The sequence below is a fragment of the Streptomyces globisporus C-1027 genome, assembly GCF_000261345.2.
Taxonomy (GTDB): domain Bacteria; phylum Actinomycetota; class Actinomycetes; order Streptomycetales; family Streptomycetaceae; genus Streptomyces; species Streptomyces pakalii.
In genome coordinates this window covers 43,590-66,358 of record NZ_CP013739.1, presented here as the reverse complement: position 1 = coordinate 66,358, position 22,769 = coordinate 43,590, and the positions used below count along the sequence as shown (strand labels likewise).

Here is a 22,769-nt window from a genome sequence, read left to right as displayed (position 1 = left end):
GGAGGGACGACCGATGAGAACGCGGCGACGCTGGAGCGCCGCCGATGTCCCGGACCGTACCGGAACCACCGCGGTGGTCACCGGTGCCAGCTCCGGCATCGGACTGCACCTGGCGCAGGAGCTCGCCCGGCACGGCGCCCACGTGGTGCTGGCCGTGCGCGATCCGGACCGCGGGGTCGCCGCGGCGGCCCGCATCCAAAGCCGGGTGCCGTCGGCGCAACTGACGGTCAGACGGCTGGATCTTTCCCGTCTCGCGTCGGTGCGTGCCGGCGCCGAGGAACTGCGCGACCGCTTCCCGCGCATCCACCTGCTGGTCAACAACGCGGGCGTGATGTGGACCGACCGGGCCCGCACCCCGGACGGTCACGAACTCCAGTTCGCCACGAACCACCTGGGGCACTTCGCCCTCACCGGCCTGCTCCTGGACAGCCTGCGGGCCGCGCCGGGCGCGCGGGTCGTGACGATCAGCAGCTATCTGCACCGGCTGGGGCGCATCGACTTCAGCGACCTTCACGGCGAACGCCGCTACAGCCGGTACCGGGCCTACAACCAGTCCAAGCTGGCCAACCTCATGTTCGCGCTGGAACTCCATCACAGACTGGCGGAGTCCGGCGCGGAACTGGCCTCGCTCGCCGCTCATCCCGGGCTGACCGCGACCGGTCTGGGCCGGGACTTTCCCGCGCCCGTGCGCAGGCTCGGCTCCCCGCTCGCCCCGTTGTTCCTGCAGCCCGCCGCGGCGGGGATGCTGCCTGGTCTGCGGGCGGCCACCGATCCCGGCGCGCGCGGGGGCGAGTTCTACGGGCCCCTCGGCGTGACCGAGACCCGGGGCGCACCCGGGCTCGTGCGCCCCGGCGGAGCAGCCGTCGACCCCAGGGCCCGGCGCCGCCTCTGGGAGGAGTCCGAGCACCTCACCGGCGTACGCCTCCGGCCGTGAGACAGCCTTCCCGAGCCGTTGCGGGGCCGTTCATCCCGGCCCGGCGGCGTCGGGCACGACGAGCGTGCGACCGACACGGACGGCCGTGGTCAGCGCGGCGTAGGACGTGAGCTCGACGAGTTCGCGGTCGGTGGGCCGACGCCGTCTGAACTCCTCGACGTCGTCCGGGAGCACCTGGTAGGGGGCGAAGGCCGTCAGCAGCGCCAGCCGTGCCGCGGGCACGTCCTGGGGCGGCAGGCCGGACACGGCCTCGTCGAGCCATCCCCGGCCGAGGCCCGGCGCCGATCCGTCCCAGGTGTCCAGACGTGTGCGCAGCCGCTCCCGGACCGGTTCGGGCACCCAGTGCGCTCCCTGGTCCACAGCGGCGACGGCACGCCCCAGCGCCTGGGCCACGAAAGGGTTGCCCTCGGCCCACTCCAGTCCGGGCGGCAGGGGAGCCGGAGGCAGCAGGCCGAGCGATGCGCCCGGTGTCAGCAGCCCCGGGCCGACGGGACGCATGGCCAGTGCGGTGGTCCTCATGATGGGCCCGCGCAACGGTGTCGGCGTCCGGGTCGGCATGGGGGAGTCGTCGAGGAAGAGGGAGACCATGCGGTTGATGTAGTGGAACGTGACCACGACGCCGCACAGTTCCGGTGCCTGTTCACCGCTGAACGGAAGCGGCCGCCCGCCGCCCACCGCACCGCCGCCGGGCCGTCGGCCTGCCTCCCGGACCCACCGCAGGAGCCCGGCCTGGCCGCCGTCCGGAGGCAGTGTCCCGAGTACCGCCTGATGGACCTGGACGCAGTACGGACAGTCGTTGGCACGGGAGACCTCGGTGGCGACCGTCTCCTTCACCGCCCGGCTCACCCGCCCGTCGACCAGCAGTGTCTCCCGCAGCATGAGCCACGTCGCGGCCAGCGACGCCGCGGCGGGCGAGTGGAGGGCCAGGGGGGGCGCGAGCACGCCGAACTGCTCCTCGGTCTCCCGGTACACCCGCGCCACCAGGGAGCGCGCCCGGCGCGGGGAGACCACGTCCACGTACCTCACCTGCCGCAGGGAACCCCGCAGCACTGCCCGAACGAGCGGCCTCATCGTCCTCCTACCTTCCCGTCGTCGAGGTTCGGCGCCCACGTGGGCGGGGGTTCGCCCGGCGCGTCCGGTCCGGTCTGCGGCGCCGGGCCGTGGCCGGAGCCGGTCCGCCGCGCCGGGCCGTCCGCGCGGGTCTCGGGACCGACCGCGCCGGGACCGAGCACCATCTGTTCCATCAGCATGCGGACCAGCGCGGTCGCCGCTTCCTGGGCGGTCGCCGCGGTGTAGGCGGCGGGCGAAGCCACCGCGGCGCCGAGGACCGTGCCGGCCGACGGTTTCGCGGTGGCGGGTGCCACCGCGGCCGGCACCCGGGACGGACTGTCGTTGTCACTCATGGGCTGCCTCCATGACCGGTCCGGGCGTGGTCCGGCGTGACCGGCGACGGGCGCCGGCGCCGGCCGTGACTCCGGCCGAGAAGCACATTCTGGCTTCCCGGACCGTTCGTGGACTTCTCGTGGGATGCGCTGTCGCACCAGCCCGATCGGCATCGGGGTAGGTGACCGGCAATCAAGGAGATGCGACGTCCGCGGAACTCGGTGAACCATGCGGGAGCAGGGCGACGCCGTCCTGACCGATGCGCGCAGACGCCTGCTTCCGCATACCGCGGACAGGGCGTCTCATGATTCCTGGAGGATCGAGTGGACCAGACGTCTACGCCCGCCCGTACCGAACTGGTGGAACGGGCCTCGAAGCTGAGGCCGCTGCTCCAGTCCCACGCGGCCTGGACCGAGGAGAACCGGCGGCTGCACGAGGAGTCGGTCGAGGCGATGGCCGAAGCCGGGATCTTCCGCATGCGCGTGCCGGCCCGTTACGGCGGCTTCGAGTCCGACGCCCGCACCCTGGTGGACGTGGCCGCCGAGCTGGCGCGCGGCGACGGATCGGCCGCCTGGACGGCCTCGGTGTGGTGGATACCCACCTGGATGGCGGGCCTCTTCCCCGACCACGTGCAGGACGAGGTGTTCTCCCGGCCGGATGTCCGGGTCTCCGGCACCCTCAGTCCCGGCGGCATGGCGGCCCCGGTCGACGGCGGTGTCGTAGTGAACGGCAAGTGGGGCTTCATCAGCGGTGCCTGGCACAGTCACTGGCAGGTTCTGATCGCCGTCTCACCGACCCCCGACGGCGGCATGCAGCCCGTGATGGCCCTGGTGCCGACCGACCAGCTGCAGATCGTCGACGACTGGCACACCTCGGGGCTCCGGGGCTCGGGAAGCGTCAGCACCATCGCCGCGGACGTCTTCGTTCCCCAGGAGCGCGTCCTTCCGCTGGGCGCGGTGCTCCAGCAGCAGTACGCCTCCGAACTCAACGCCGGATCACCGATGTTCCGGGCGCCGATGCTGGCCGTGGCCTCGGCCTCGTCGGTCGGCACCATGACCGGACTGGCCGCGGCCGCTCAGGACGTCTTCCGCGGGAGGCTGCCCGGCCGCAAGATCACCTACACCGAGTACGAGGAGCAGGGCTCGGCGCCGATCACCCACCTGCAGCTCGGCGAGGCGACCCTGCTGGCCGACGAGGCACGGTTCCACGCCCATCGGCTGGCCGACCTCGTCGACTCCAAGGGGGCTTCGGGCGAGGCCTGGACGCTGGAGGAGCGGGTGCTGTGCCGCGGCCTGCTGGGGCGGGCGTGCCGACTGGGCAAGGAGTCGGTGGACATCCTCGCCCAGGCGAGCGGCGGGTCCTCGATCTACAACGACGTCCCGATCCAGCGCGTGCAGCGCGATGCCCAGAGCATCACGCTGCACGCGCTCATGAACCCGAGCACCAACCTGGAGCTGTACGGCCGGGTGCTGTGTGGTCAGGGGCCCAACACCCTGTACGTCTGAGAGGGCGCGCACCCGCCGGCCGGGACGGTCACGTGTTCCGGCCGGCGGGGGCTCAGGACCCGAGGGTCACGGGAAAGGTTTCGAGGCCGCGGACGACCCAGCGGTCGCGGTAGACGGGGGGCTCGGACACGGCCAGGTCCGGGAAGCGGCGCAGCAGACGCGGCAGCGCGATCCGGGCTTCCAGCCGCGCCAGCGGAGCGCCGAGGCAGAAGTGGCCGCCCGCGCCGAAGCTCAGCGGTCTGGTGGCCTCCGGCCCGCCCGGCCGGGGCGCGTAGCGGTCGGGGTCGAAGCGGCCGGGCTCGGGGTAGCGGCCGGGATCGCGATTCGCGGCGGCCAGGATCAGGACCAGCTTGGAGCCCGCCGGTACGGACAGGCCCAGCAGGTCGAGGTCCTCGGCAGCCCACCGGCTGGTGACGTGGACCGGCGGCTCGAACCTGAGGATCTCCTCGACGTAGCCGTCGGCGAAGTCGGGTTCGGCCCGCAGCCGGGCCGCGTGCGCCCGTTGTTCGAGGGCGATCATCGCCCCGTGGCCGATCAGAAAGCTCGTGGTCTCGAACCCGGCTGTGAGCAGCACCATCATGGTGCCCATCAGTTCGTCGTGGTCCAGGCGCCCGGGGGAGCCGTCGTGGGCCTCGGCGAGCAGGGTGACCAGGTCGTCGGCCGGGGTGCGGCGGCGACGGTCCAGGAGGTCGTCGAAGTAGGCGCTCATCTCGTCCATGGCGGCGTCGGCCCCCGTGAGCGCGCCGGGGTCGGTGAAACCGTCCGTCGCCACGGCGACCCGGGAGGCCATGTCGCGGAACCACACCTGGTCCTTCGCCGGAAAGCCGATCATCTCGCTGATCACCGCGACGGGCAGCCGGGCGGCGAACTCGGCTATGAGGTCGACCGGGGAGCCGCCGGAGCCGAGCCGGGCCATCCGGTCGAGGAGCCGGTCGGTCATGTCCTCGATCACCCCGTGCATCCGGCGCACCTTGGGCGGGGTGAACGCGAAGCTCACCACCTGGCGCAACCGGCCGTGATCGGGCGGGTTGCTGTAGAGCATGGAGCTGGTGAACCCCCGGACCGAGGAGTGCGACCGCCACGAGGGGAAGACGACGTCGTAGCTCCTGGCGTCCTGGACGCGCAGGGCCGGTTCCCGCAGCGCCCGGTCGCACGCGTCGTGGCCGACCACCACGAAGCGGCCGGGCTTCGTGGGGACCGCCTGCCCGTGCGCGCGGATCGCCTCGTAGAAGGGATAGGGGTCCTGACGCCCCTGCACCGTGCCCAGCGCGTCGAGCGCCTCCACCGGCGACATGACCAGGCCGGCCATACGCTCTCTCCTTGTCTGCCGTGGCCCGCGCCGCGATGGGCCGGGGCTCCGGGCGGTCAGACCGCGGACATCTGGATGATCGCGGAAGGGCCCGCGGGGTGGACGGCGACGACCCGGAGCCCGGCCCGGCCGGCGAGTTCCTCGAACTCCTCCACGCGGCGCTCCTTGGCTCCGTAGATGCACAGCATGCGCAGGTCCATACCTGTGTGCGGGGCGTCCCCCGCCGAGCCGGTCGACTCGATGACGAACACCGATCCCGTCTGCCCCGCCGCCTCGGCGCAGCGCCGCAGGATCGCGACGGACGCCTCGTCGTCCCAGTCGTGCAGGACCAGGGACAGGACGTAGGCGCCCGCGCCGGCGGGGAGGGCGTCGAAGAAGCTGCCCGCGACCGCGTTCGCCCGGTCGTCCAGTCCGGACACGGCGAACGACTCCTTGGCACGCTGCACCGCTTCGGGCAGGTCCAGGACCGTGCCGCGCAGTGACGGACAGGCGGTCAGCAGTGCGGTCAGCAGGGAGCCGTCGCCGCCTCCGAGGTCGATGACATGACCGGTGCTCGCCCAGTCGAAGCCGGCCACCACGGCCGGGGCGCGAGTGGCGACGTCCTGGCCGAGCAGCCGGTTGAAGGACTCCGCGCGGCGGGGGTCCTCCGCCAGGTCCTCCCAGAAGGGGCGGCCGTAGCGCAGGGGGAAGGCGGCCTTCCCGGTCCGTACGCTGTGCAGCAGGTCGACGAACGACAGCTCGCCCCGCCCCGCTCCCTCCATGTCGAACCAGGCCCGGACGCCGGCGGGGTGGTCCTCGCACAGCGGCCGGCCCAGGGGGGTCAGCGTGTACCGGCCGAGCCCGTCACGGTCCAGCAGGCCCCGGACGGTGAGGTAGCGCAGCAGCCGGTCGAGGGATTCCTCGTGCACGGCGGCCGCTTCGGCGATTTCGCCGGCGGTGTGCGCTCCGGCCGTGATGTGGTCGGCGATGCGCAGGGTCGCCGCGACGCGCACGGCCATCGGTGTACCCAGGTTCGCCATCGACCACAGCTCGGCGGCCTTGCCGTCCTCATCGCCCAACACGGCGCTTCCTTCCGGGAGATCGGCCTGCGGCCGGTGGGCCACCATCGTGACGCCTGGTCGCGGGCGGCCCATCTTCTGGGTTGCTCAGTCGTACGGCGGGCGGCCCGGGGGAACCGGCCGCCCGCCGTACGGGTCTCGTCGGGACGGGTCTCAGCCCACGGGCTGGGACGTGCGGTCCTCGCGGACGGGGGCCGGTCCCCCGGACGTCTTCGACAGCGCGCCCGGCCACCAGAACCGGGGCCCCAGATCGAGCGCCAGGGCCGGCAGAAGAATCGTCCGGACGAGGAAGGTGTCCAGCAGAATGCCCAGGCCGACCACGACACCCATCTGGGCCATCGGGACCAGCGGCAGTGTGGCGATGACGGCGAACGTCGCGGCCAGGACCACGCCGGCACTGGTGATGACGCCCCCGGTGGTGGTCAGGCCGGTGAGCACGCCCTTGGCATGGCCGTGCAGAGCGACCTCCTCCTTCACCCGGTGCATGAGGAAGATGTTGTAGTCGATTCCGAGGGCGACCAGGTACACGAACCCGAGAAGCGGCACCGACCAGTCGACGCCGGCGTGCCCCATCACGTACTCGAAGAGCAGGTTGGACGCCCCCAGGGCCGCGAAGAACGACACGACCACGGTGCCGAGCATGATCAGCGGTCCGGTGACCGAGCGCAGCAGCCAGATCAGGACGAGCAGGACCACCAGCAGGACCGCGGGGACGGTGACCCAGAGGTCACGGACCGAGGCGCGCTGGGTGTCCAGGCTCTGGGCCGTCGTACCCCCCACGAGAGCATCCGTGTTGTCCCGCAGTGCATCGATGGTGTCCTTGGCCCCGCTGCTGTCGGGAACGTCCTTCAGCACCACGGACAGCATGGTCAGCTCTCCGTCGGGAGTGGTGGGGCCGTCCTGGACGGAGACCACTCCGTCGGTCCCCTCGGCGGCCCGGCGGACCTCGGCCACGTCCGCGCTGGGTGCGACGACGGTGGCGGGGTCGGAGGAGCCGGACGGGTAGTGGGCGGAGATCCGCTCCTGGGCGACGACGGACTCGGGCTTCGTCTGGAGCAGTTCGCTCTGGGTGAGTCCCATGTCGAGGCCGAGGGAACTGAGGGCGAGAAGCCCCGTCGCGGCCAAGGACAGCACCCAGGCGCGGCGCGGCCGGGCGGCCGTGACGGAGCCGATGCGCTCCCAGCGGCTGTGGGACGCCGGTGCCTCGGGGGCCGCGGCCGACTCCGGCGTCCAGCGGGGAACGAAGGGCCAGAACACCCAGCGGCCCAGGATGACCAGCAGCGCGGGCAGGATCGTGACCATGGCGAGGAGGGCGCAGACCACGCCGATCGCGCCGACCAGGCCCATGGAGCGGGAGGAGTTGACGTCCGCGAGGACCAGGCAGACGAGGCCGATGGCGATGGTGCCGGCCGAGGCCAGGATGGCCGGGCCCGACCGTCGCAACGCGGTCTTCATGGCCACGTGCCGGTCCTGCTCGCGGCGCAGTTCCTCACGGTAGCGGGCGATGAGCAGCAGGGCGTAGTCGGTGCCGACACCGAACACGAGGACCATCAGGACGCCGGAGCTCTGCGGGTCGACCGGCAGCCCGGCGTACTTGGCGAGCATGTAGGTGCCGACCTGGGTCAGCACGGAGGCGAAGCCGACGGAGAGCAGGGGCAGCAGCCACAGGATGGGGGAGCGGTAGGTGATCAGCAGCAGGATGGCGACCACAAGGCCGGTGACCATCATCAGCATGGAGTCGAGGGACTCGAAAGCGCCGGCGGCGTCGGTCGTCGACCCGGCGGGCCCGCCCACCTCGATGGCGACGCCCGGGGGGGCGTTGGCGTCCGCGACATCGCGGACCTTCTTCGTCGTGGCGACGATGTCGGCGTCGCTGATCAGCGGAACGACGACCATGAGCGCCTGGCCGTCCTCCGACTCCAGGGGCGCTTCGACCTTCTCGCCCTCGGCGGCCAGCTCCTGGAAGGCGGCTATGTCCTTCTCGGCCTTGGCCCGCCCCTCGGCGGGCAGCGAGCCGTCGGCGCTGTAGACCACCACGGCCGGCATCAGCTCGTCGGCGCGGAACTTCTCCAGTTCCTTGTTCAGCTTCGCGGACTCCGAGCTGCGCGGAAGGAAGGCGTTGGCGCTGGAGTCCTGGACGTCGGCGAGCTTCCCCGCCAGCGGGCCCAGCGCCATCGCGATGATGAGCCAGGCGGCCAGGACCAGCCACTTTCCACGTCTGTCACCGGGCACACCACTGGTGCGCTTGAACCAGGCTTGCAAGGGGGGCTCCTTCGGGCACGTCTCGGATTCCGCGATGGCCGGGAGTGTTGGAGAGGGCCGCACTGCACGGCCGTTCCGACGCGGCCGGCGGGGGCCTCCATCGTTCCCAACTCCACCTGGAAGACGTCAACTTCCAGATTGCGCAGTTGGTCGAACAAGGTTTGACCGAACGCTTCGGCGCCGTACGCGGAGCTCCGCACTCAAGGAGAAGCGTCCTGTGCGCCGCCGCCCCAAGATGGGCGTCGTGGCGAATGACGTGACTGTGACCGAGCCGGACCGGGGGCCTTCGCCGGCCTCCGGATCTGCGGTGTTGCACCCGTACGCGGCCTACCACGTGAGCGGCGGACTCGACCTGGAGGCCCTGCGGACGGCCTGGCGGGCCGCCGCCGGAGACGGGGCCGCCGTGGACGGGCCGAGTGCCGACGAGGAGTGCGGGGAGGAGGAACTCTGCGCTCGCTGGGCGGCCCGTCCCTTCGCCGAGGGTGACGCGCCCGCACGGCTCCACATCGCCCGCAGAGGCCCACGCGCGCACCTGCTTCTCCTGGTGGCCTCGCACTCCGGAGCCTGGGACGGGCCGTCCGGGCCCCTGCCGGCCGCGTTGTCGAACGCGTACCTCGCCGTCACCACCGGCGGCCGGCCTCCCACTGCGCCCGCGCCGCAAACGCCCCGGGCGCCCGGGAGCGAGGAGTCTTCGGCGACCGCCTCCGGACAGGTCCTGCCCGCCGACCGGAACCGCCCGCACCTGCCCTCGCACGCGGGGAGCACCGTCGCCTTCGGCTGGAGTCCGGACCTCGGCTTCCGTACGGCCCGGCTCGCCGAAGCGGAAGGGGTCACCGCCGCGGCCGTGGTGCTGGCCGGATTCCGAGCCCTGGTCCAGCGCTACGCCGGACAGGACGACGGCACGCCGGCCACCGCCTTCCGGGAGCTGCTGCACACGACGCCGGCCCCGGCCCCCGGGCCGTGCCGGATCGAGGGGGCCGACGCCGTGTTCGTCCACGAGGAGCGGCCGGGCCTGCGGATACCAGGCGCCGAGGTGAGGCGGCTGTCCGTGCACAACGGCACTGCCGCCGCCGACCTGACCCTGGTGCTGCAGGACACCGCGCCCTCGGTCACCGGCTACCTGGAGTACCGCGAAGCTCTGTTCGAGCCCGCTTCGGCCCGGCGGATGCTGGATCAGCTGGCCGTCCTCCTGACCGCCGCGACCACGGATCCGGACACACCCGTGGGCGCTCTGCCGCTGGACGACGACCGCCACCGGGACCACGCCCTGCGCGCTTCGGACCGCCGGGCGTCCGGCGGGGACATGACGCGGCCGGTGCACGCCTCGGTCCGCCGCCACGCGGAACACGACGGTGTCGCCGTCTCGTTCGGCGGCACGCGCACAAGCTACGCCGAACTGACCGCGGACGCGGCCCGCGTCGCCTCGGCCCTCACCGCGGCCGGCGCGGGGCACGGCTCGCCGGTGGCGGTGCGGATGCAGCCGGGCGCCCGCCGGATCGCGGTGCTGCTGGGAGTCCTGGAGGCGGGCGCCCACCTGGCGTGGTTCGCTCCGGACGGCGCGGGCGAACGACACCGGTCGATGCTCAGCGATCTGCGCCCGGCGTGCCTGGTCCTCGACGGCGATCCGCAGGAGGATCCGCTGGCGCTCTGGTACGCCGGTGAACCGGGCGCCACCCTGCTGGACGCCTCCTCTGTGCTCGGCCCTCGACCCGCCGCCGGCCCGGACGCGACGACCGCGGCGGGGCCGGGCCTGGCAGACCTGGCCTACGTGGCGTTCACCTCGGGTTCGACCGGGCGGCCCAAGGGGATCGCCCAGTCGCATGCCGCGCTGGGCCAGTTCGCGGGCTGGATGGGCGAACGGTTCGCGATGGGGCCGGGCGCGCGGGTGGCGCAGTGGGTCTCCCCGGAGCACGACCCGGCGCTGGCCGAGGTCTTCGCGACGCTCGTGGCCGGCGGGACGCTGTGTCCGGTGCCGGAGCGCGTCAGGGTGAACCCCGACAAGCTGGTGCCGTGGCTCGTCCAGGAGCGGATCACTCATCTCCAGACCGTGCCCAGCTTCGCCCGGGACCTCCTGGGAGTGATCACCGCCTCCGACCCGGGCGATCGGCCCGGCACCCTGGGCCACCTGCTCCTGATGGGCGAGGCGCTGCCCGGCGAACTCGTGGACGGACTGCGCGCGGCCCTGCCCCGGACCCGCCTGATCAACCTCTACGGGCCCACCGAGACGATCGCCGCGACCTGGCACGAGATCACCGGGCCGGTCACGGGCCCGGCCCCGATCGGGTACCCGCTCCCCGGCCGCCAGGTACTCGTCGTGGACGCGGACGACCGGCCGAGCCCCGCCGGCGTCACCGGCGAACTGGTGATCCGCTCCCCGTACGTGACGCCGGGTTATCTCGCCGTCGAGGGCGGCCCGGACCACAGCGCGCTGTTCGCGCCCCTCGCCGGCCTCGCCCCGGACGGTGACCGGTGGTACCGGACCGGGGATCTGGCGCGGGTACGGTTCGACGGAGCCCTGGAATTCCGGGGCCGCAAGGACTTCCAGGTCAAGCTGTTCGGGAACCGCTTGGAACTCACCGAGATCGAGGCCGCGCTGAACCGTGACCCCTCGGTCCTGGAGTGCGCGGTCCTCCCCCACGTCAACGGCCAGGGCCTGGTGACCCGCCTCGCCGTGTACGTGGTGCCACAAGGAGAGGGCCGGGAGGACGTGCGCGCGGACATCCGGGCCTGGCGTTCCCATCTGCGCGGCCAGTTCGGCCCCCTCGCACTGCCCGCCGTCTTCACCCGCCTGACTTCACGCCTGCCGCGCAACGCCGCGGGGAAGGTGGACCGCTCCCGGCTCACCCGCTGAGCCGCGCCTCACGAACCCACCCCCTGACCTGTCGTACACCGGCCTCGGCCGCTACCCATGGAGTGATGGCATTGACTCAAGTCGAGACCGAGATCGTCCCGGTTTCCGTCGACGGCGAGACCCTGACCGTCGAAGCCGTACGCCGCGTCGCGGAGGAACGCGCGACGGTCGACGTACCGGCCGAATCCATCGCGAAGGCCCAGAAGAGCCGGGAGATCTTCGAAGGGATCGCCGAACAGAACATCCCCATCTACGGGGTGACCACCGGGTACGGCGAGATGATCTACATGCAGGTCGACAAGTCGAAGGAAGTCGAACTGCAGACCAATCTCGTCCGTAGCCACAGCGCGGGAGTCGGTCCGCTGTTCGCCGAGGACGAGGCGCGGGCGATCGTCGCCGCCCGGCTGAACACCCTCGCCAAGGGCCACTCCGCGGTGCGCCCCATCATCCTCGAACGCCTCGCGCAGTACCTGAACGAGGGCATCACCCCGGCCATACCCGAGATCGGGTCACTCGGGGCGAGCGGCGACCTGGCTCCCCTCTCCCACGTCGCGAGCACCCTCATCGGAGAGGGCTACGTCCTGCGCGACGGACGGCCGGTGGAGACCGCCCAGGTGCTGGCCGAGCGGGGCATCGAGCCGCTCGAACTGCGCTTCAAGGAGGGCCTCGCACTGATCAACGGCACGTCCGGGATGACCGGTCTGGGCTCCCTGGTCGTCGGACGGGCCCTGGAGCAGGCCCAGCAGGCCGAGATCGTGACGGCTCTGCTCATCGAGGCGGTACGCGGATCGACCAGCCCCTTCCTCGCGGAGGGGCACGACATAGCCCGCCCGCACGAGGGCCAGATCGACACCGCCGCCAACATGCGGGCCCTGATGCGGGGCAGCGGACTGACGGTCGAGCACGCCGACCTGCGCCGAGAACTCCAGAAGGACAAGGAGGCCGGCAAGGACGTCCAGCGCTCGGAGATCTACCTGCAGAAGGCCTACTCGCTGCGGGCCATCCCCCAGGTCGTCGGGGCGGTGCGCGACACCTTGTACCACGCGCGGCACAAGCTGCGCATCGAGCTCAACTCGGCCAACGACAACCCGCTCTTCTTCGAGGGCAAGGAGATCTTCCACGGGGCGAACTTCCACGGTCAGCCGATCGCGTTCGCGATGGACTTCGTGACCATCGCGCTCACCCAGCTCGGCGTCCTGGCCGAGCGGCAGATCAACCGGGTCCTGAACCGGCACCTCAGCTACGGCCTCCCGGAGTTCCTCGTCTCCGGGGACCCGGGGCTGCACAGCGGATTCGCCGGCGCCCAGTACCCGGCCACCGCACTGGTGGCCGAGAACCGGACGATCGGCCCGGCCAGCACCCAGAGCGTCCCGTCCAACGGCGACAACCAGGACGTGGTGAGCATGGGCCTGATCTCGGCCCGCAACGCCCGCCGGGTCCTGTCGAACAACAACAAGATCCTCGCGGTGGAGTACCTGGCCGCCGCCCAGGCGGTCGACATCTCCGGCCGGTTCGACGGCTTGAGCCCGGCGGCGAAGGCCACGTACGAAGCGGTGCGCCGGCTGGTTCCGACGCTGGGCGTCGACCGGTACATGGCCGACGACATCGAGCTGGTCGCCGACGCGCTGTCCCGCGGCGAGTTCCTCCGGGCGATCGCCCGGGAGACGGACATCCAGCTGCGCTGACCAGGCCCGGTTTCACATGGCTGAGGCGGTTCACCCGGTACCGGGTGAACCGCCTCAGCCATGTGAAACCGGGCGCCGCGGGGAGACGGCGCCCGGCGAGTCTCACTGCGTTCCGGAGCCCTCGCCGCCCGCGGCGTCGGCCGTCCGGACGACCGCCGCGATGAAGGTAGGCAGATCCGGGTCGTCGAAGAGGACGCCGATGTCGACCCAGATGTCGAGCTCCTCCTGGATACGCGTGGCGATGCGCACGGCCGAGACCGACTGCCCTCCGAGCTCGATGAACGTCGCGCCTTCCTCACCGGACGTGCCGAGAACACCCGTCCAGATCCGGGTGACCTTCTCCTCCAGGGAGGAGCCGGCCGCTGTGTCGGAAACGGTGGACACTGGCTTTCCTTTCTTCGGGCGGGTTCGCCGCCGCCGGAACTGTCTCAGGAGGTGAAGGGGGCGTCCGGCCGGGCCACCGCGTTCTCGAGCACGTCGAGGTAGTCGGCCAGGAAGGCCGCCATCGTCTCGTCCTTGAAGCGGTTGGTGTTGTACCCGAGGCTGCCGGCCATGGAGCCCGAGGGGTCGATGTGGATCGACCACAGCACCCCGTCGGGGATGTCGGAGCCCTCCGCCTGCGACAGCTGCCGCTCCCAGATCTTCGAGTACGTCAGGTCCCCGGCCTGCTCGGGCCCCTCGGACGCGGGCGCGTGCACGGCCTGGAAGACGGAGATCTGGTGGTTGTCGGAGGCCGCCGACGCCATCAGCTCCGGCACCTCCGGGATCAGCCGGGAGAAGGGCAGCTCGTGGGTGAACGCCTCTCCGCAGGTGGTGCGGGTGCGCAGCACGACCTCGCGGAAGGATGCGCATCCGGAGAGGTCGGTACGCAGCGGCAGGAAGTTGATGAAGGAACCGACGGTGTCCTCGAACCGCGAGTTGTTGCGCCCCCCGGAGAAGGTCGGCACGGTGATGTCCAGCTCGCCCGTCCTGCGGTGCAGCAGCACCTGGTAGGCGGCGAACATGGTCATGAACGGGGAGCACTTGGCGGCCCGTGAGAACTCCACCACGGCGTCGGCCAGTTCCCCGCGTACGGCGAAGCGCTGCCACGCGGTGCCCTTGGGCAGCCCCGCCGAGCGCGGTATGTCCGTCTCCAGCCCGATGATCCGCGCGCCCTGGAGGCGCTTGCGCCAGAATTCCTTCGAGACCGCGACCCGCGGTGCCTCGGCCGCCTCGCGCTCCCAGCGGGCGAACTCGGCATGCTGGGCCGGCTCGGGGAGCGGGGGAACCGGGTTCCCGCGCCTGGCGGCGTACAGGTTGAGCAGGTCGCGGGCGATGACGTGCATGGCCCAGGCGTCCGCGGCGGTGTGGTGGGCGATGAGGACCAGCACCGCGTCCTTCTGGTCGAAGCGTCCGAGCACGGCCCGCAGCAGGGGCAGCTCCCGCACGCTCAGACCGGTCGACTCCACCTCGTTGAGCAGTTCCTCACCGCGCCGCACCCGCTCCGACTCGTCGACGTCGCCGAGATCACGGACCTCCAGCGCGGCGGGCCCCGCAGGCAGGATCTCCGGCCGGTGCGTGCCACCTTCGCGGACCAGCGATGTGCGCAGGGCCTCGTGGCGCACGACGACGTCACCCAGCGCCTCGCGCAGGGTCTCCTCGTCGATCCCGCCGGTCAGCCGCCAGGCTCCGACGATGTGGTACATGGGGCCGAACGGCCCCACGTCGGCGCCGTCGTTCCCGCTGTCGAACATGCACAGGAACTCCTGGTGGAAGGAGAGCGGCGGCACGCCGTCCTGGGACCGGTCGGTGGTGTCGGACGTCGTCATGATGTCAACCTCTCAGTCGGGAAGGTCGCCGGCGCTCGGTGCCGGACGGGATGCAGAAGTGCGGACGGTCACCCGACGGGGCGGGCGACGGCGGATTCGGGAACCGGCTCGCTTCCCGGGGCCGTCCGGGCGCGGAACAGCCGTCGCTCCCACAGGGTGGCCGGCCAGGCGAGCAGGACCGCGGCCATCACGGCGGCGATGAACCAGCCCGAGGCGCCTCGCTCGTCGGAGTAGGCGGCCAGCAGTGGCCCCGCCCCGCCGAGGAGTGCGGTGGTCGAGGCGTGCGGCAGCCCGATGCCCAGGCCGCGTATCTGCGGAGGGAAGATTCTGGAGAGCATCTTCGGCAGCACCATGGTGACGCAGCCGAGGAAGATCACTCCGGTGCTGTACGTGAACGCCAGGCTCGCGAAGGAGTCCTGGACGGTGAGGTAGGCGTACGAGCCCACAGCGGCGAAGACGACGCTGGAGACGATCAGGAACCTGCCCGGTTCCACCCGGTCGGCGAGCAGCCCTATGGGTACCTGCAGCAGGATGACCGAGCCGGTCACACAGACCACCACCCAGAACATCGTCTGCGAGCCGATCAGACGGTGGCCCATCGCCGGGACCGCGGTCGACCACGTTCCGCCGATGACGCCCAGTCCGGCCACCAGCATCACGGCCAGCAGCACCTGGGGGCGGTGGGCTCCGATCAGCTGGCCCAGTGAGCCGCGCCGGGCCCGGGGCCGCACCTCCCGGCGGAAGACCTCGGTCTCGGTGAGCCGACGGCGCAGGAACAGCAGGATCACGCCGAAGACGCCGCCGAGGAGGAACGGCACCCGCCAGCCCCAGGCCTCCATCGTCGCGGTTCCCAGCCACACGCCGAGGCCCGCGCCCAGCAGCGATGCGACGAAGGGGCCCGCCATGGTCGTCACGGAGAAGAGGCTGCTGTAGAGGCACCGGCGGTTCTTCGGCGCGATCTCCATCAGGTAGGTGGCCGCCGCTGTCCATTCCCCGCCCGAGGAGACTCCCTGGGCGAGCCGGGCGAGCAGCAGAAGCAGCGGGGCGAGGATCCCGATGTGCTCGTAGGTGGGGACGACGGCGATCAGGGTCGAGCCGCCGGTCATCAGTCCGATCGCCAGCATCAGGGCGGGGCGCCGGCCGCGCCGGTCGGCGAGGCGGCCCAGCAGGACCCCGCCGATCGGCCGGAAGAGCATGCCCGTGCCGAAGACCGCGAACGCGCCGAGCAGGGAGGTGAACTGGTTGGACGAGGGGAAGAACTGAGCCGCGAAGAGAGGAGCGAAGAGCCCGTAGGCGAGCCAGTCGAACGACTCCACGAAGTTGCCCACCACCGTCGCCACGACGGAGCGTCGGTGCGACTGGCCTGACTGCACCGATCCATTGACAGCGGGCATCGAGCCTCCGTGCGTAAACGTGTGCGAACTCCGTGACACCGCAGATCGTCGCACCGGGTCGCGGGCCTCAGCTTCTTCCAGAATGCGCGACTTGTTCTGGCCGTGAAGTGACTGGCGTGGGGCGCAACGCAGGAGATGCCTGATGACGGGGCCGCCTGCCAGCGTCGGGCTCGGGCAGGGCTGCGGGCCGTGCCGAAACCGCCAACCAACGGACGGGAACCGCGATATGACCAGCACCGACTCGACCACCTCCGCTCCCGACGCCGCCCTGGCAGCGGTAGCCGCTCTGCCGGCGCGCATCGTGGCCGCCTGGGCCGACCACGACGCCGACCGGTTCGCCGACGTCTTCGCCGAGGACGGGACGATGATCCTCCCCGGCCTCTTCCGCAAGGGCCGCGAGAACATCCGCACCCACATGGCGGCCGCCTTCGCGGGCCCGTACAAGGGCACCCGTGTCATCGGCAGCCCCATCGACGCGCGCCTGCTCGGCGACGGCATCGCCCTGCTCATCACCGAGGGCGGCATCCTCGCCCCGGGGGAGACCGAGGCGAGCGGCGACGGCGCCGTCCGGGCCTCCTGGCTGGCCGTCGAACAGGACGGGCAGTGGCGTCTGGCCGCTTACCAGAACAGCCCGCGCGGCAACGACTGACCGGACCACCGTCCCTTTCTCACCTCACGGATCACTGAGCACTCCTGAAGATGCGAAACACATCTGAGGGCACGACAATGTCCGGAAGGTCGGGGCGCGCCGTCGTGCAGCGGTCGGCGTGCCCTCCGGAACCCCCAATTCTGGCAGGACCGATTACTTTTCCTCCGGACGCCGGTCTCCACTGTCGGCAGCACGCCCCACAATGTGATCTGAGGGAAGCTATGTCTTCAACCCGTGAGAAAGCAGCCAAGGTGGAATCAACGACGGTATCGGCCGACGGCACCACGATCGCCTTCGACAAGTCGGGCGAGGGGCCGGCGGTGATCCTGGTGGCCTCCGCCTTGGCCGACCGCTCCGACGCCAAGAAGCTCGCCGGTCTCCTCGCCGAGCACTTCACGGTCGTCAACTACGACCGTCGGGGCCGCGGCGCCAGCGCCGACGGTCCGGCGTACGCGGTCGAGCGCGAGATCGAGGACATCGCGGCGCTGATCGACCAGGTCGGCGGTTCGGCCTCCCTGTTCGGCAGCTCTTCCGGCGCGGTGCTCGCCCTGCGAGCCGCCGCCGCCGGCCTGAAGGTGAACAAGCTCGCGGTCTACGAGCCGCCGTTCTCCGTCACCTCGGACGGCTTCGGCCCGCCCGCCGGCTTCGGCGGTCAGATCGACAGCCTTCTGGCGGAGGACCGACGCAGCGACGCGGTCAAGGCCTTCATGGTCAAGGCACAGGGCATGCCCTCCTTCATGGTCGGCGCCATGCGCCTGATGCCCGGTGTCTGGTCCAACCTCAAGGGTCTGGCCAACACGCTTCCCTACGACATCGCGGTGATGGGCGACACCCAGCAGGGCAAGCCGCTCCCCGCCGAGCCGTGGTCGGCGGCGTCGGCCCCGACCCTGGTGCTGACCGGTTCCAAGAGCCCCGACGGTTTCCAGCGTGCCGCGAAGGAACTCACCGGAGTCCTCCCCGACGCGAGCCACCGCACCCTGAACGGGCTCAACCACGGTGCCGTCGCCATGGCGCCCAAGAAGCTCGCCCCCGAGCTCATCGGATTCCTGCGCGGCTGAGCACCAGCCGCCCCGACGGTGTACTGCGGCCCCCGGACATCGCGTCCGGGGGCCGCAGTACACCGTCGGGGAACTACAGCCCTCCGAGAAGGTCGCGGGAGGCGGAACGCATCGCGTGAAACGACTCCAGGTCGGGAGCGGTCCAGCCGTCCAGGTCGTACTCGTCCATGCATGCCTGGGCGAAGTCCATGTACGAGTCCAGTTTGCCGCTCGCCGTCTGCGACAGCAGCAACTCGATCCGGGTGTTCTCGTGGTTCCCGGAGTAGTTCCGCTCGTAGAGTTCGTGCCGGCCGCCGAAGTCGGATCCCACCGCGTCCCACAGCAGCTTCATCACCTTGACACGCTCGACGGCGCCTGCGCCGTCGCTGCCCCGGAGGTACTTCTCCAAGTAGGGGCCGGTCTCGGGGTTGCGGAAGTCCTCCGTGGAGGAGTTGACGTACATGAGGCCGCTGGCCACGTCCTGTTGGACGATCTCCAGGACCCGCGGGTAGCCGATCTGCATGAACCAGCGGTAGGCCATACCCGCCTGAGGGTTGGGCAGGAGCGTGCCGTTCTTCCAGGGGACGGGGTTGCGGGCCGCCGCGTCCGACAGTGACCAGAAGAGGTTGCGCCAGGCCAGGACTTCTCCGAGCCGGGTCTGCACACCGCGGAAGTCCTTCGCCCCGGTGATGTCCAGCGCCTTGGCCAGCAGCCCGGCGATGAACTCCAGCTTCACGGCGAGCCGGGTGCACCCGTGGAAGGTGGCGCGTTCGATCATCCCGGACTGTCCGGCGAGGAGATGTACCTTGCCCAGGTTGCCGTAGACGAACACGTTCTCCCAGGGGATCAGCACCTGGTCGAGTACGAGGATGGCGTCGTTCTCGTCCAGCCGTGAGGACAGCGGGTTGTCGAACGGGCTGCCCGTGGTCGCCGCGTTTGCGGAGTAGGAGGGACGGCAGATCACCTTGAGGCCGTCCGCGTCCATCGGCACGGTGGCCACCAGGGCGAACTTCCGGTCCTTGATGGGAAGTCCCCAGTGCGAGATGAACGCCGCGTGGGTGAGGGCCGATCCGGTCGCGACGACCTTGGCCCCGCTCACCACCAGGCCCGCGTCGGTCTCCCGCTCGACGTGGATGAAGACGTCGCCCACCTCGTCGGCGGGCAGCGAGCGGTCGACCGGCGGGTGAAGGAAGGCATGGTTCCAGTACAGCACCTTCTCCTGCGACTCCCGGTACCAGCGCCGGGCGTTGTCCGCGAAGGGCTCGTAGAAGTCGGCGTTGGCCCCCAGCGTGCCGAGGAACGACGCCTTGTAGTCGGGGCTGCGCCCCATCCAGCCGTAGCTCTTGCGCGCCCAGGATGCGATGGCGGCCTGGTCCTTGACCAGGTCGTCGACGCTGCGCGGTGCGGTGAAGAAGCGGTGGGTGAAACCGTCACCGGCATCGGTGGGCGCCGTCAGGACCGCTTTCTGGGCGGGGTCGTGCAGGCTGTCGTACAGCCGGGCCGTCATCCGGGCCGGGTTGTGGAACGCGGGATGCGCGGTGACGTCCTTGACGCGGCTGCCGTCGAGGTACACCTCCCGCGCGTCCCGCAGGCTCTCCAGATACTCCTCGCCGGTCAGCGGCCGGGTGCCGGCGCTCTCCTCGGCCGGGCTCGCTTCGCGCTCTGCACCGTGGGGCACCGGTCTCCCTTTCGTCTGACCCGGCGGACCGGGGGTGGGTTCAGGCCACGAGGCTGTCGTCGTGCCCCCGGTAGTACTCGAACTCCACGCCCTGGCCGTCCAGGGCGATACGGAGTTCCGCACGGGCGGCCCTGACCGCGGCGAGCACGGCCGGGACCGCGCAGCTCTGCTCCAGCAGGCCCAGGCTCCGGTAGCTCACCAGGAGCTGCTCCACCTGCTCAGGCCTGAGGGGCGAGTTCGCGCTCGTCATGAAGTCGTGCCGCCTTCCACTTCGATCGGGGGAGGCTGCCCGCGGGGGTCAGCTCCACCTGGGGCCGTATGCCTATCTCACGCTTGAACTCCTCGGTGATGCGGCCGCACAGGCTCTCGGCCGCCTCACCCGAGATGTCTCCCGCCTCGACCTTGACGTGGATCGTATCGAGTCCGCGGACGGTCCGGATGGACGAGTGGAACTCGTTCACCTCGTCGAAGCCGCGCAGCACATCCTCGATCATCACCGGGGTGATCGAGACCCCGCGTATCTTGCGCATGTCGTCCACGCGCCGAAGGATGCCGCCGTCGTAGAAGTCCCACGTCCGGCCGCAGCCGCACTCGGTGTGGGGCCGCTTGACCACGACGTCCTCGGTCCAGTGCCGGAAGAGCTGCATCCCCTCACGGTTCAGCCCGGTGGTGACTCGGACGCCCTCCTCGCCGTAGCCGACGGGCTGTTCCGTCACCGGGTCGAGCACCTCCTCGATGCACGAGGGTTCGATGATGTGGCAGGCCTCGCGCCGGGCGGTGCACTCGAACATGAACACCCCCCCGAACTCAGTGGTGCCCGCGGCGTTGAAGACCCGGGCGCCGAAGGCCTCCTCGATGGTGCGGGTGGTGAACGCGGAGCGCGGCTCCGCCCCGGCCAGGATGATCTGGACGTTAGCCTCGCGGGCGAGGTCGATGCCCATCTCGCGGGCCGTCTCGATCAGCCGCATCGCATAGCTCGGTGTGAGGCCGAGCACCTCGATCTGGTAGTCGACCAGCAGCCGTACCCGGGAGCGGGAGTCGAGGCCGCCGGCCGGGATGACCGTGGCGCCCATGCGCTCGAGGCCGTAGTGCATGCCCCAGAAACCGGCGAACAGCCCGTAGCCGAACGCCACCAGACCCTTGTGGTGCGGGCGCACGCCCATGCTGTGGAGCGCCGTGCAGAACGTGTCCACGCACCAGGCCCAGTCGCGTTCGGTGTCGAACGTCCGGATGGGGGGGTTACCGCTGGTGCCGCTGGTCTGGTGATGGCGCACTCCGAGCGCCGGATCCAGCGAGGGCCAGGTGCCGTAAGGGGGAGACGCGGCTTCCGCGGCGAGGAGGTCGGCCTTGCGCAGGAGAGGCACCCGCGCCGCGTAGTCCGCCATGGAGGTGATGTTCTCGGGGAGTCGTTCCCGCCAGAAGGGCGAAAGCCTTCTGGCGTGGTCCATGGCGGCCTGGAGCCTGCGCCACTTCCACTGTTCGAGTTCCTGGCGGGGCATGGTCTCCGCCGTGCTGTTCCAGTACTCCACTACGCCTCCGTTGCCGTGCAGGTGCACCCCGGAAGGTGATCCTCATACCTCGACGGCGGCCGTTGCATCTCCGGAAGTGCGCTCATGTGGCCGGTTGAGCGTCGTTCTCGGCCGGTTCCTCGCCGTGCCCGTGGTCCATCGCGGAAATGTCCCGCAGCCGGGTGCCGATGAGGACGGCGAGCGCCAGGGAGAACACGGCGCAGACGGCGGCGACGGACTGCACGCCGCTGGTGAAGGCCGCGCGCGCGGAGTCCAGCAGGGCGTCGGCGCTGCCCGGTGCCAGCTGACCGGCCGTGTGCAGGGCGCCGGCGATGCTCTCCTGCGCGGCGTCGGCGTCGGCGGGCCCGGCCGCGTCCGGCACCTCGACCCCGGCGCTGTACACGACGGTGCCCAGACTCCCCAGGCCCGCGATGCCGAGCGCCACTCCGAACTCGCCGCCGGTGGCGGACAGCGACGAGGCGGCACCCGCCTTCTCCGGGGGCGCGGCTCCCATGATCGCGCCCGTGGTGATCGGCCCCACCGGTGAGGCGCCGAAGTAGATCAGGGTGGTGGCCGCGATGAGGAGGGCGGTGTCCTCGGTGTCCACCTGGGTGATCAGGAGCTGTCCGACGGCCGCGATCAGCAGTCCCCCCAGCAGCACCCGGGAAGGGGGCATCCGCTGGGCCAGCAGGTTCGACAGCTGTACGCCCACGACGAGCATGCAGGCCGGGATCAGCAGCCACAGCCCGGCGGCCAACGGGGAGTGACCGGCGATCGTCTGGAGGTACAGGGCGACCATCAGTCCGGTCCCGCCCATGATGACGGCGTTGACCAGACTGACCGTCAGACCCGCCCGCAGGGTGCGGTCGGCGAAGAGGCCGAGGTCCAGCATGGGGTCGGCCAACCGCCGCTGGCGCTGGACGAACAGCGCGCCGAAGATCACGCCGAGGACCACCGCGCCGGCGGCGAGCGGGTCCCACCCGGTCCGGGCCAGCTCCTTCAGTCCGTAGATCACCGGCAGCACGGTCGCGAGGGAGAGCCCCGCGCTCAGCAGGTCCAGCCGTCCGGCGTCCGGGTCGCGGGACTCGGTGAGCAGCACGGGGCCGGTGACCACCACCAGCAGCATCACCGGAACGGCGATGAGGAACACCGATCCCCACCAGAACGCGGCGAGGACCAGGCCGCCGACGGCGGGCCCGAGGGCGACTCCGGCCATCATGGCGCTCGCCCACATGGCGATGGCGGTGCCCCGCTCCTTGGGGTCCTCGAACATGTTGCTGATGAGCGCGAGCGTCGAGGGCATCACCGTGGCCCCGGCGACGCCGAGCACGGCGCGGCTGACGACGAGCATCGCCGCGCTGTCGGAGAACGCGGCGACGACGGACACGACCGCGAAGACGGCCGCGCCCCCGAGCAGGAGCCTGCGGCGGCCGATCCGGTCGCCGAGGGTGCCCATGGTCACCAGGAAGCCGGCGATCGCGAATCCGTAGATGTCGGTGATCCACAGCTGTTGCGTGCTGCTCGCGCCGAGATCCTCGCTCAACTGCGGCAAGGCCAGCATGAGGACGTTGATGTCCAGCATCAACAGCATCGTGGGCAAGGAGAGGACGACGAGAGCGATCCACTCCCGCCGTCCTGCGCGGGACGTCGGCTCCTTGACTGCTGTCACGGAGGTGGCTCCTTTCCTGGGGTGTTCCTAGCGGTGGCT

18 protein-coding genes are annotated in these 22,769 nt (G+C 71.1%); 6 read left to right on the top strand and 12 right to left on the bottom strand.

From position 1 onward, the window contains the following. Nucleotides 1-13 precede the first annotated feature (13 nt). Complete coding sequence (locus WQO_RS33915) at nucleotides 14-934, top strand: oxidoreductase (RefSeq protein WP_010056302.1); 921 nt, start codon at nucleotides 14-16, stop codon at nucleotides 932-934. Between the two features lie 30 nt (nucleotides 935-964). Here WQO_RS33915 and WQO_RS33910 read toward each other — a convergent pair whose 3' ends face one another. Further along, complete coding sequence (locus WQO_RS33910) at nucleotides 965-2,005, bottom strand: carboxymuconolactone decarboxylase family protein (protein ID WP_029181883.1); 1,041 nt, start codon at nucleotides 2,003-2,005, stop codon at nucleotides 965-967. Further along, nucleotides 2,002-2,337 carry a hypothetical protein gene (locus WQO_RS33905; protein WP_010056300.1) on the bottom strand — a complete coding sequence of 112 codons (336 nt, stop codon included), beginning with the start codon at nucleotides 2,335-2,337 and terminating at the stop codon, nucleotides 2,002-2,004. Before WQO_RS33905 ends, WQO_RS33910 begins: the two co-directional genes overlap by 4 nt. Nucleotides 2,338-2,640: 303 nt before the next feature. Here WQO_RS33905 and WQO_RS33900 point away from each other — a divergent pair, with 303 nt between their 5' ends. Next, nucleotides 2,641-3,822: an acyl-CoA dehydrogenase family protein gene (locus WQO_RS33900; protein ID WP_010056299.1), complete on the top strand. Its 1,182-nt coding sequence runs from the start codon at nucleotides 2,641-2,643 to the stop codon at nucleotides 3,820-3,822. A gap of 52 nt (nucleotides 3,823-3,874) precedes the next feature. On the opposite strand, the gene WQO_RS33895 is transcribed toward WQO_RS33900, so the two are convergent. From WQO_RS33895 to WQO_RS33885, 3 genes are all read right to left on the bottom strand, one after another. Beyond that, a complete protein-coding gene (locus WQO_RS33895) occupies nucleotides 3,875-5,131 on the bottom strand; it encodes a cytochrome P450 (protein ID WP_010056297.1) in 1,257 nt (418 codons plus the stop codon). A 56-nt stretch (nucleotides 5,132-5,187) separates the two neighbouring features. Then, a complete protein-coding gene (locus WQO_RS33890) occupies nucleotides 5,188-6,189 on the bottom strand; it encodes a methyltransferase (protein ID WP_010056295.1) in 1,002 nt (333 codons plus the stop codon). Between the two features lie 153 nt (nucleotides 6,190-6,342). After that, entirely contained in the window at nucleotides 6,343-8,451 is a 2,109-nt protein-coding gene (locus tag WQO_RS33885; RefSeq protein ID WP_010056294.1) for an MMPL family transporter, read from the bottom strand. Between the two features lie 334 nt (nucleotides 8,452-8,785). Between WQO_RS33885 and WQO_RS33880 the strand changes: the two genes are divergently transcribed. Both WQO_RS33880 and cmdF read left to right on the top strand, forming a co-directional pair. After that, nucleotides 8,786-11,302, top strand: coding sequence for an AMP-binding protein (locus WQO_RS33880; RefSeq protein WP_158514078.1), 2,517 nt, complete (start codon nucleotides 8,786-8,788; stop codon nucleotides 11,300-11,302). A 71-nt stretch (nucleotides 11,303-11,373) separates the two neighbouring features. Beyond that, nucleotides 11,374-12,987 carry a tyrosine 2,3-aminomutase gene (gene cmdF / locus WQO_RS33875; protein ID WP_010056292.1) on the top strand — a complete coding sequence of 538 codons (1,614 nt, stop codon included), beginning with the start codon at nucleotides 11,374-11,376 and terminating at the stop codon, nucleotides 12,985-12,987. 102 nt (nucleotides 12,988-13,089) lie between these two features. On the opposite strand, the gene WQO_RS33870 is transcribed toward cmdF, so the two are convergent. From WQO_RS33870 to WQO_RS33860, 3 genes are all read right to left on the bottom strand, one after another. Further along, entirely contained in the window at nucleotides 13,090-13,371 is a 282-nt protein-coding gene (locus WQO_RS33870; RefSeq protein ID WP_010056291.1) for a phosphopantetheine-binding protein, read from the bottom strand. 44 nt (nucleotides 13,372-13,415) lie between these two features. Then, nucleotides 13,416-14,795 carry a condensation domain-containing protein gene (locus WQO_RS33865; protein ID WP_010056290.1) on the bottom strand — a complete coding sequence of 460 codons (1,380 nt, stop codon included), beginning with the start codon at nucleotides 14,793-14,795 and terminating at the stop codon, nucleotides 13,416-13,418. A 68-nt stretch (nucleotides 14,796-14,863) separates the two neighbouring features. Beyond that, entirely contained in the window at nucleotides 14,864-16,189 is a 1,326-nt protein-coding gene (locus tag WQO_RS33860) for an MFS transporter (RefSeq protein WP_029181882.1), read from the bottom strand. A gap of 226 nt (nucleotides 16,190-16,415) precedes the next feature. Between WQO_RS33860 and WQO_RS33855 the strand changes: the two genes are divergently transcribed. Both WQO_RS33855 and WQO_RS33850 read left to right on the top strand, forming a co-directional pair. Then, on the top strand, nucleotides 16,416-16,838 hold the full coding sequence (locus WQO_RS33855) for an SgcJ/EcaC family oxidoreductase (RefSeq protein WP_010056287.1): 423 nt from the start codon (nucleotides 16,416-16,418) through the stop codon (nucleotides 16,836-16,838). A gap of 221 nt (nucleotides 16,839-17,059) precedes the next feature. Further along, nucleotides 17,060-17,896: an alpha/beta fold hydrolase gene (locus WQO_RS33850; RefSeq protein ID WP_029181881.1), complete on the top strand. Its 837-nt coding sequence runs from the start codon at nucleotides 17,060-17,062 to the stop codon at nucleotides 17,894-17,896. A 73-nt stretch (nucleotides 17,897-17,969) separates the two neighbouring features. Here the strand turns inward: WQO_RS33850 and WQO_RS33845 are convergent, their stop codons facing one another. From WQO_RS33845 to WQO_RS33830, 4 genes are all read right to left on the bottom strand, one after another. Next, nucleotides 17,970-19,553: a 4-hydroxyphenylacetate 3-hydroxylase family protein gene (locus WQO_RS33845; RefSeq protein ID WP_010056283.1), complete on the bottom strand. Its 1,584-nt coding sequence runs from the start codon at nucleotides 19,551-19,553 to the stop codon at nucleotides 17,970-17,972. Nucleotides 19,554-19,593: 40 nt separating this feature from the next. Next, entirely contained in the window at nucleotides 19,594-19,803 is a 210-nt protein-coding gene (locus tag WQO_RS33840) for a DUF6052 family protein (protein WP_010056281.1), read from the bottom strand. After that, the gene (locus WQO_RS33835) at nucleotides 19,772-21,082 is read right to left on the bottom strand and encodes a phenylacetate--CoA ligase family protein (RefSeq protein WP_010056280.1); all 1,311 of its coding nucleotides are present in this window, start codon (nucleotides 21,080-21,082) and stop codon (nucleotides 19,772-19,774) included. Before WQO_RS33835 ends, WQO_RS33840 begins: the two co-directional genes overlap by 32 nt. An 82-nt stretch (nucleotides 21,083-21,164) precedes the next feature. Continuing rightward, nucleotides 21,165-22,730 (bottom strand): MFS transporter, encoded by a 1,566-nt coding sequence (locus WQO_RS33830; RefSeq protein WP_010056279.1) that lies wholly within the window; start codon nucleotides 22,728-22,730, stop codon nucleotides 21,165-21,167. Between the last annotated feature and the right edge of the window lie 39 nt (nucleotides 22,731-22,769).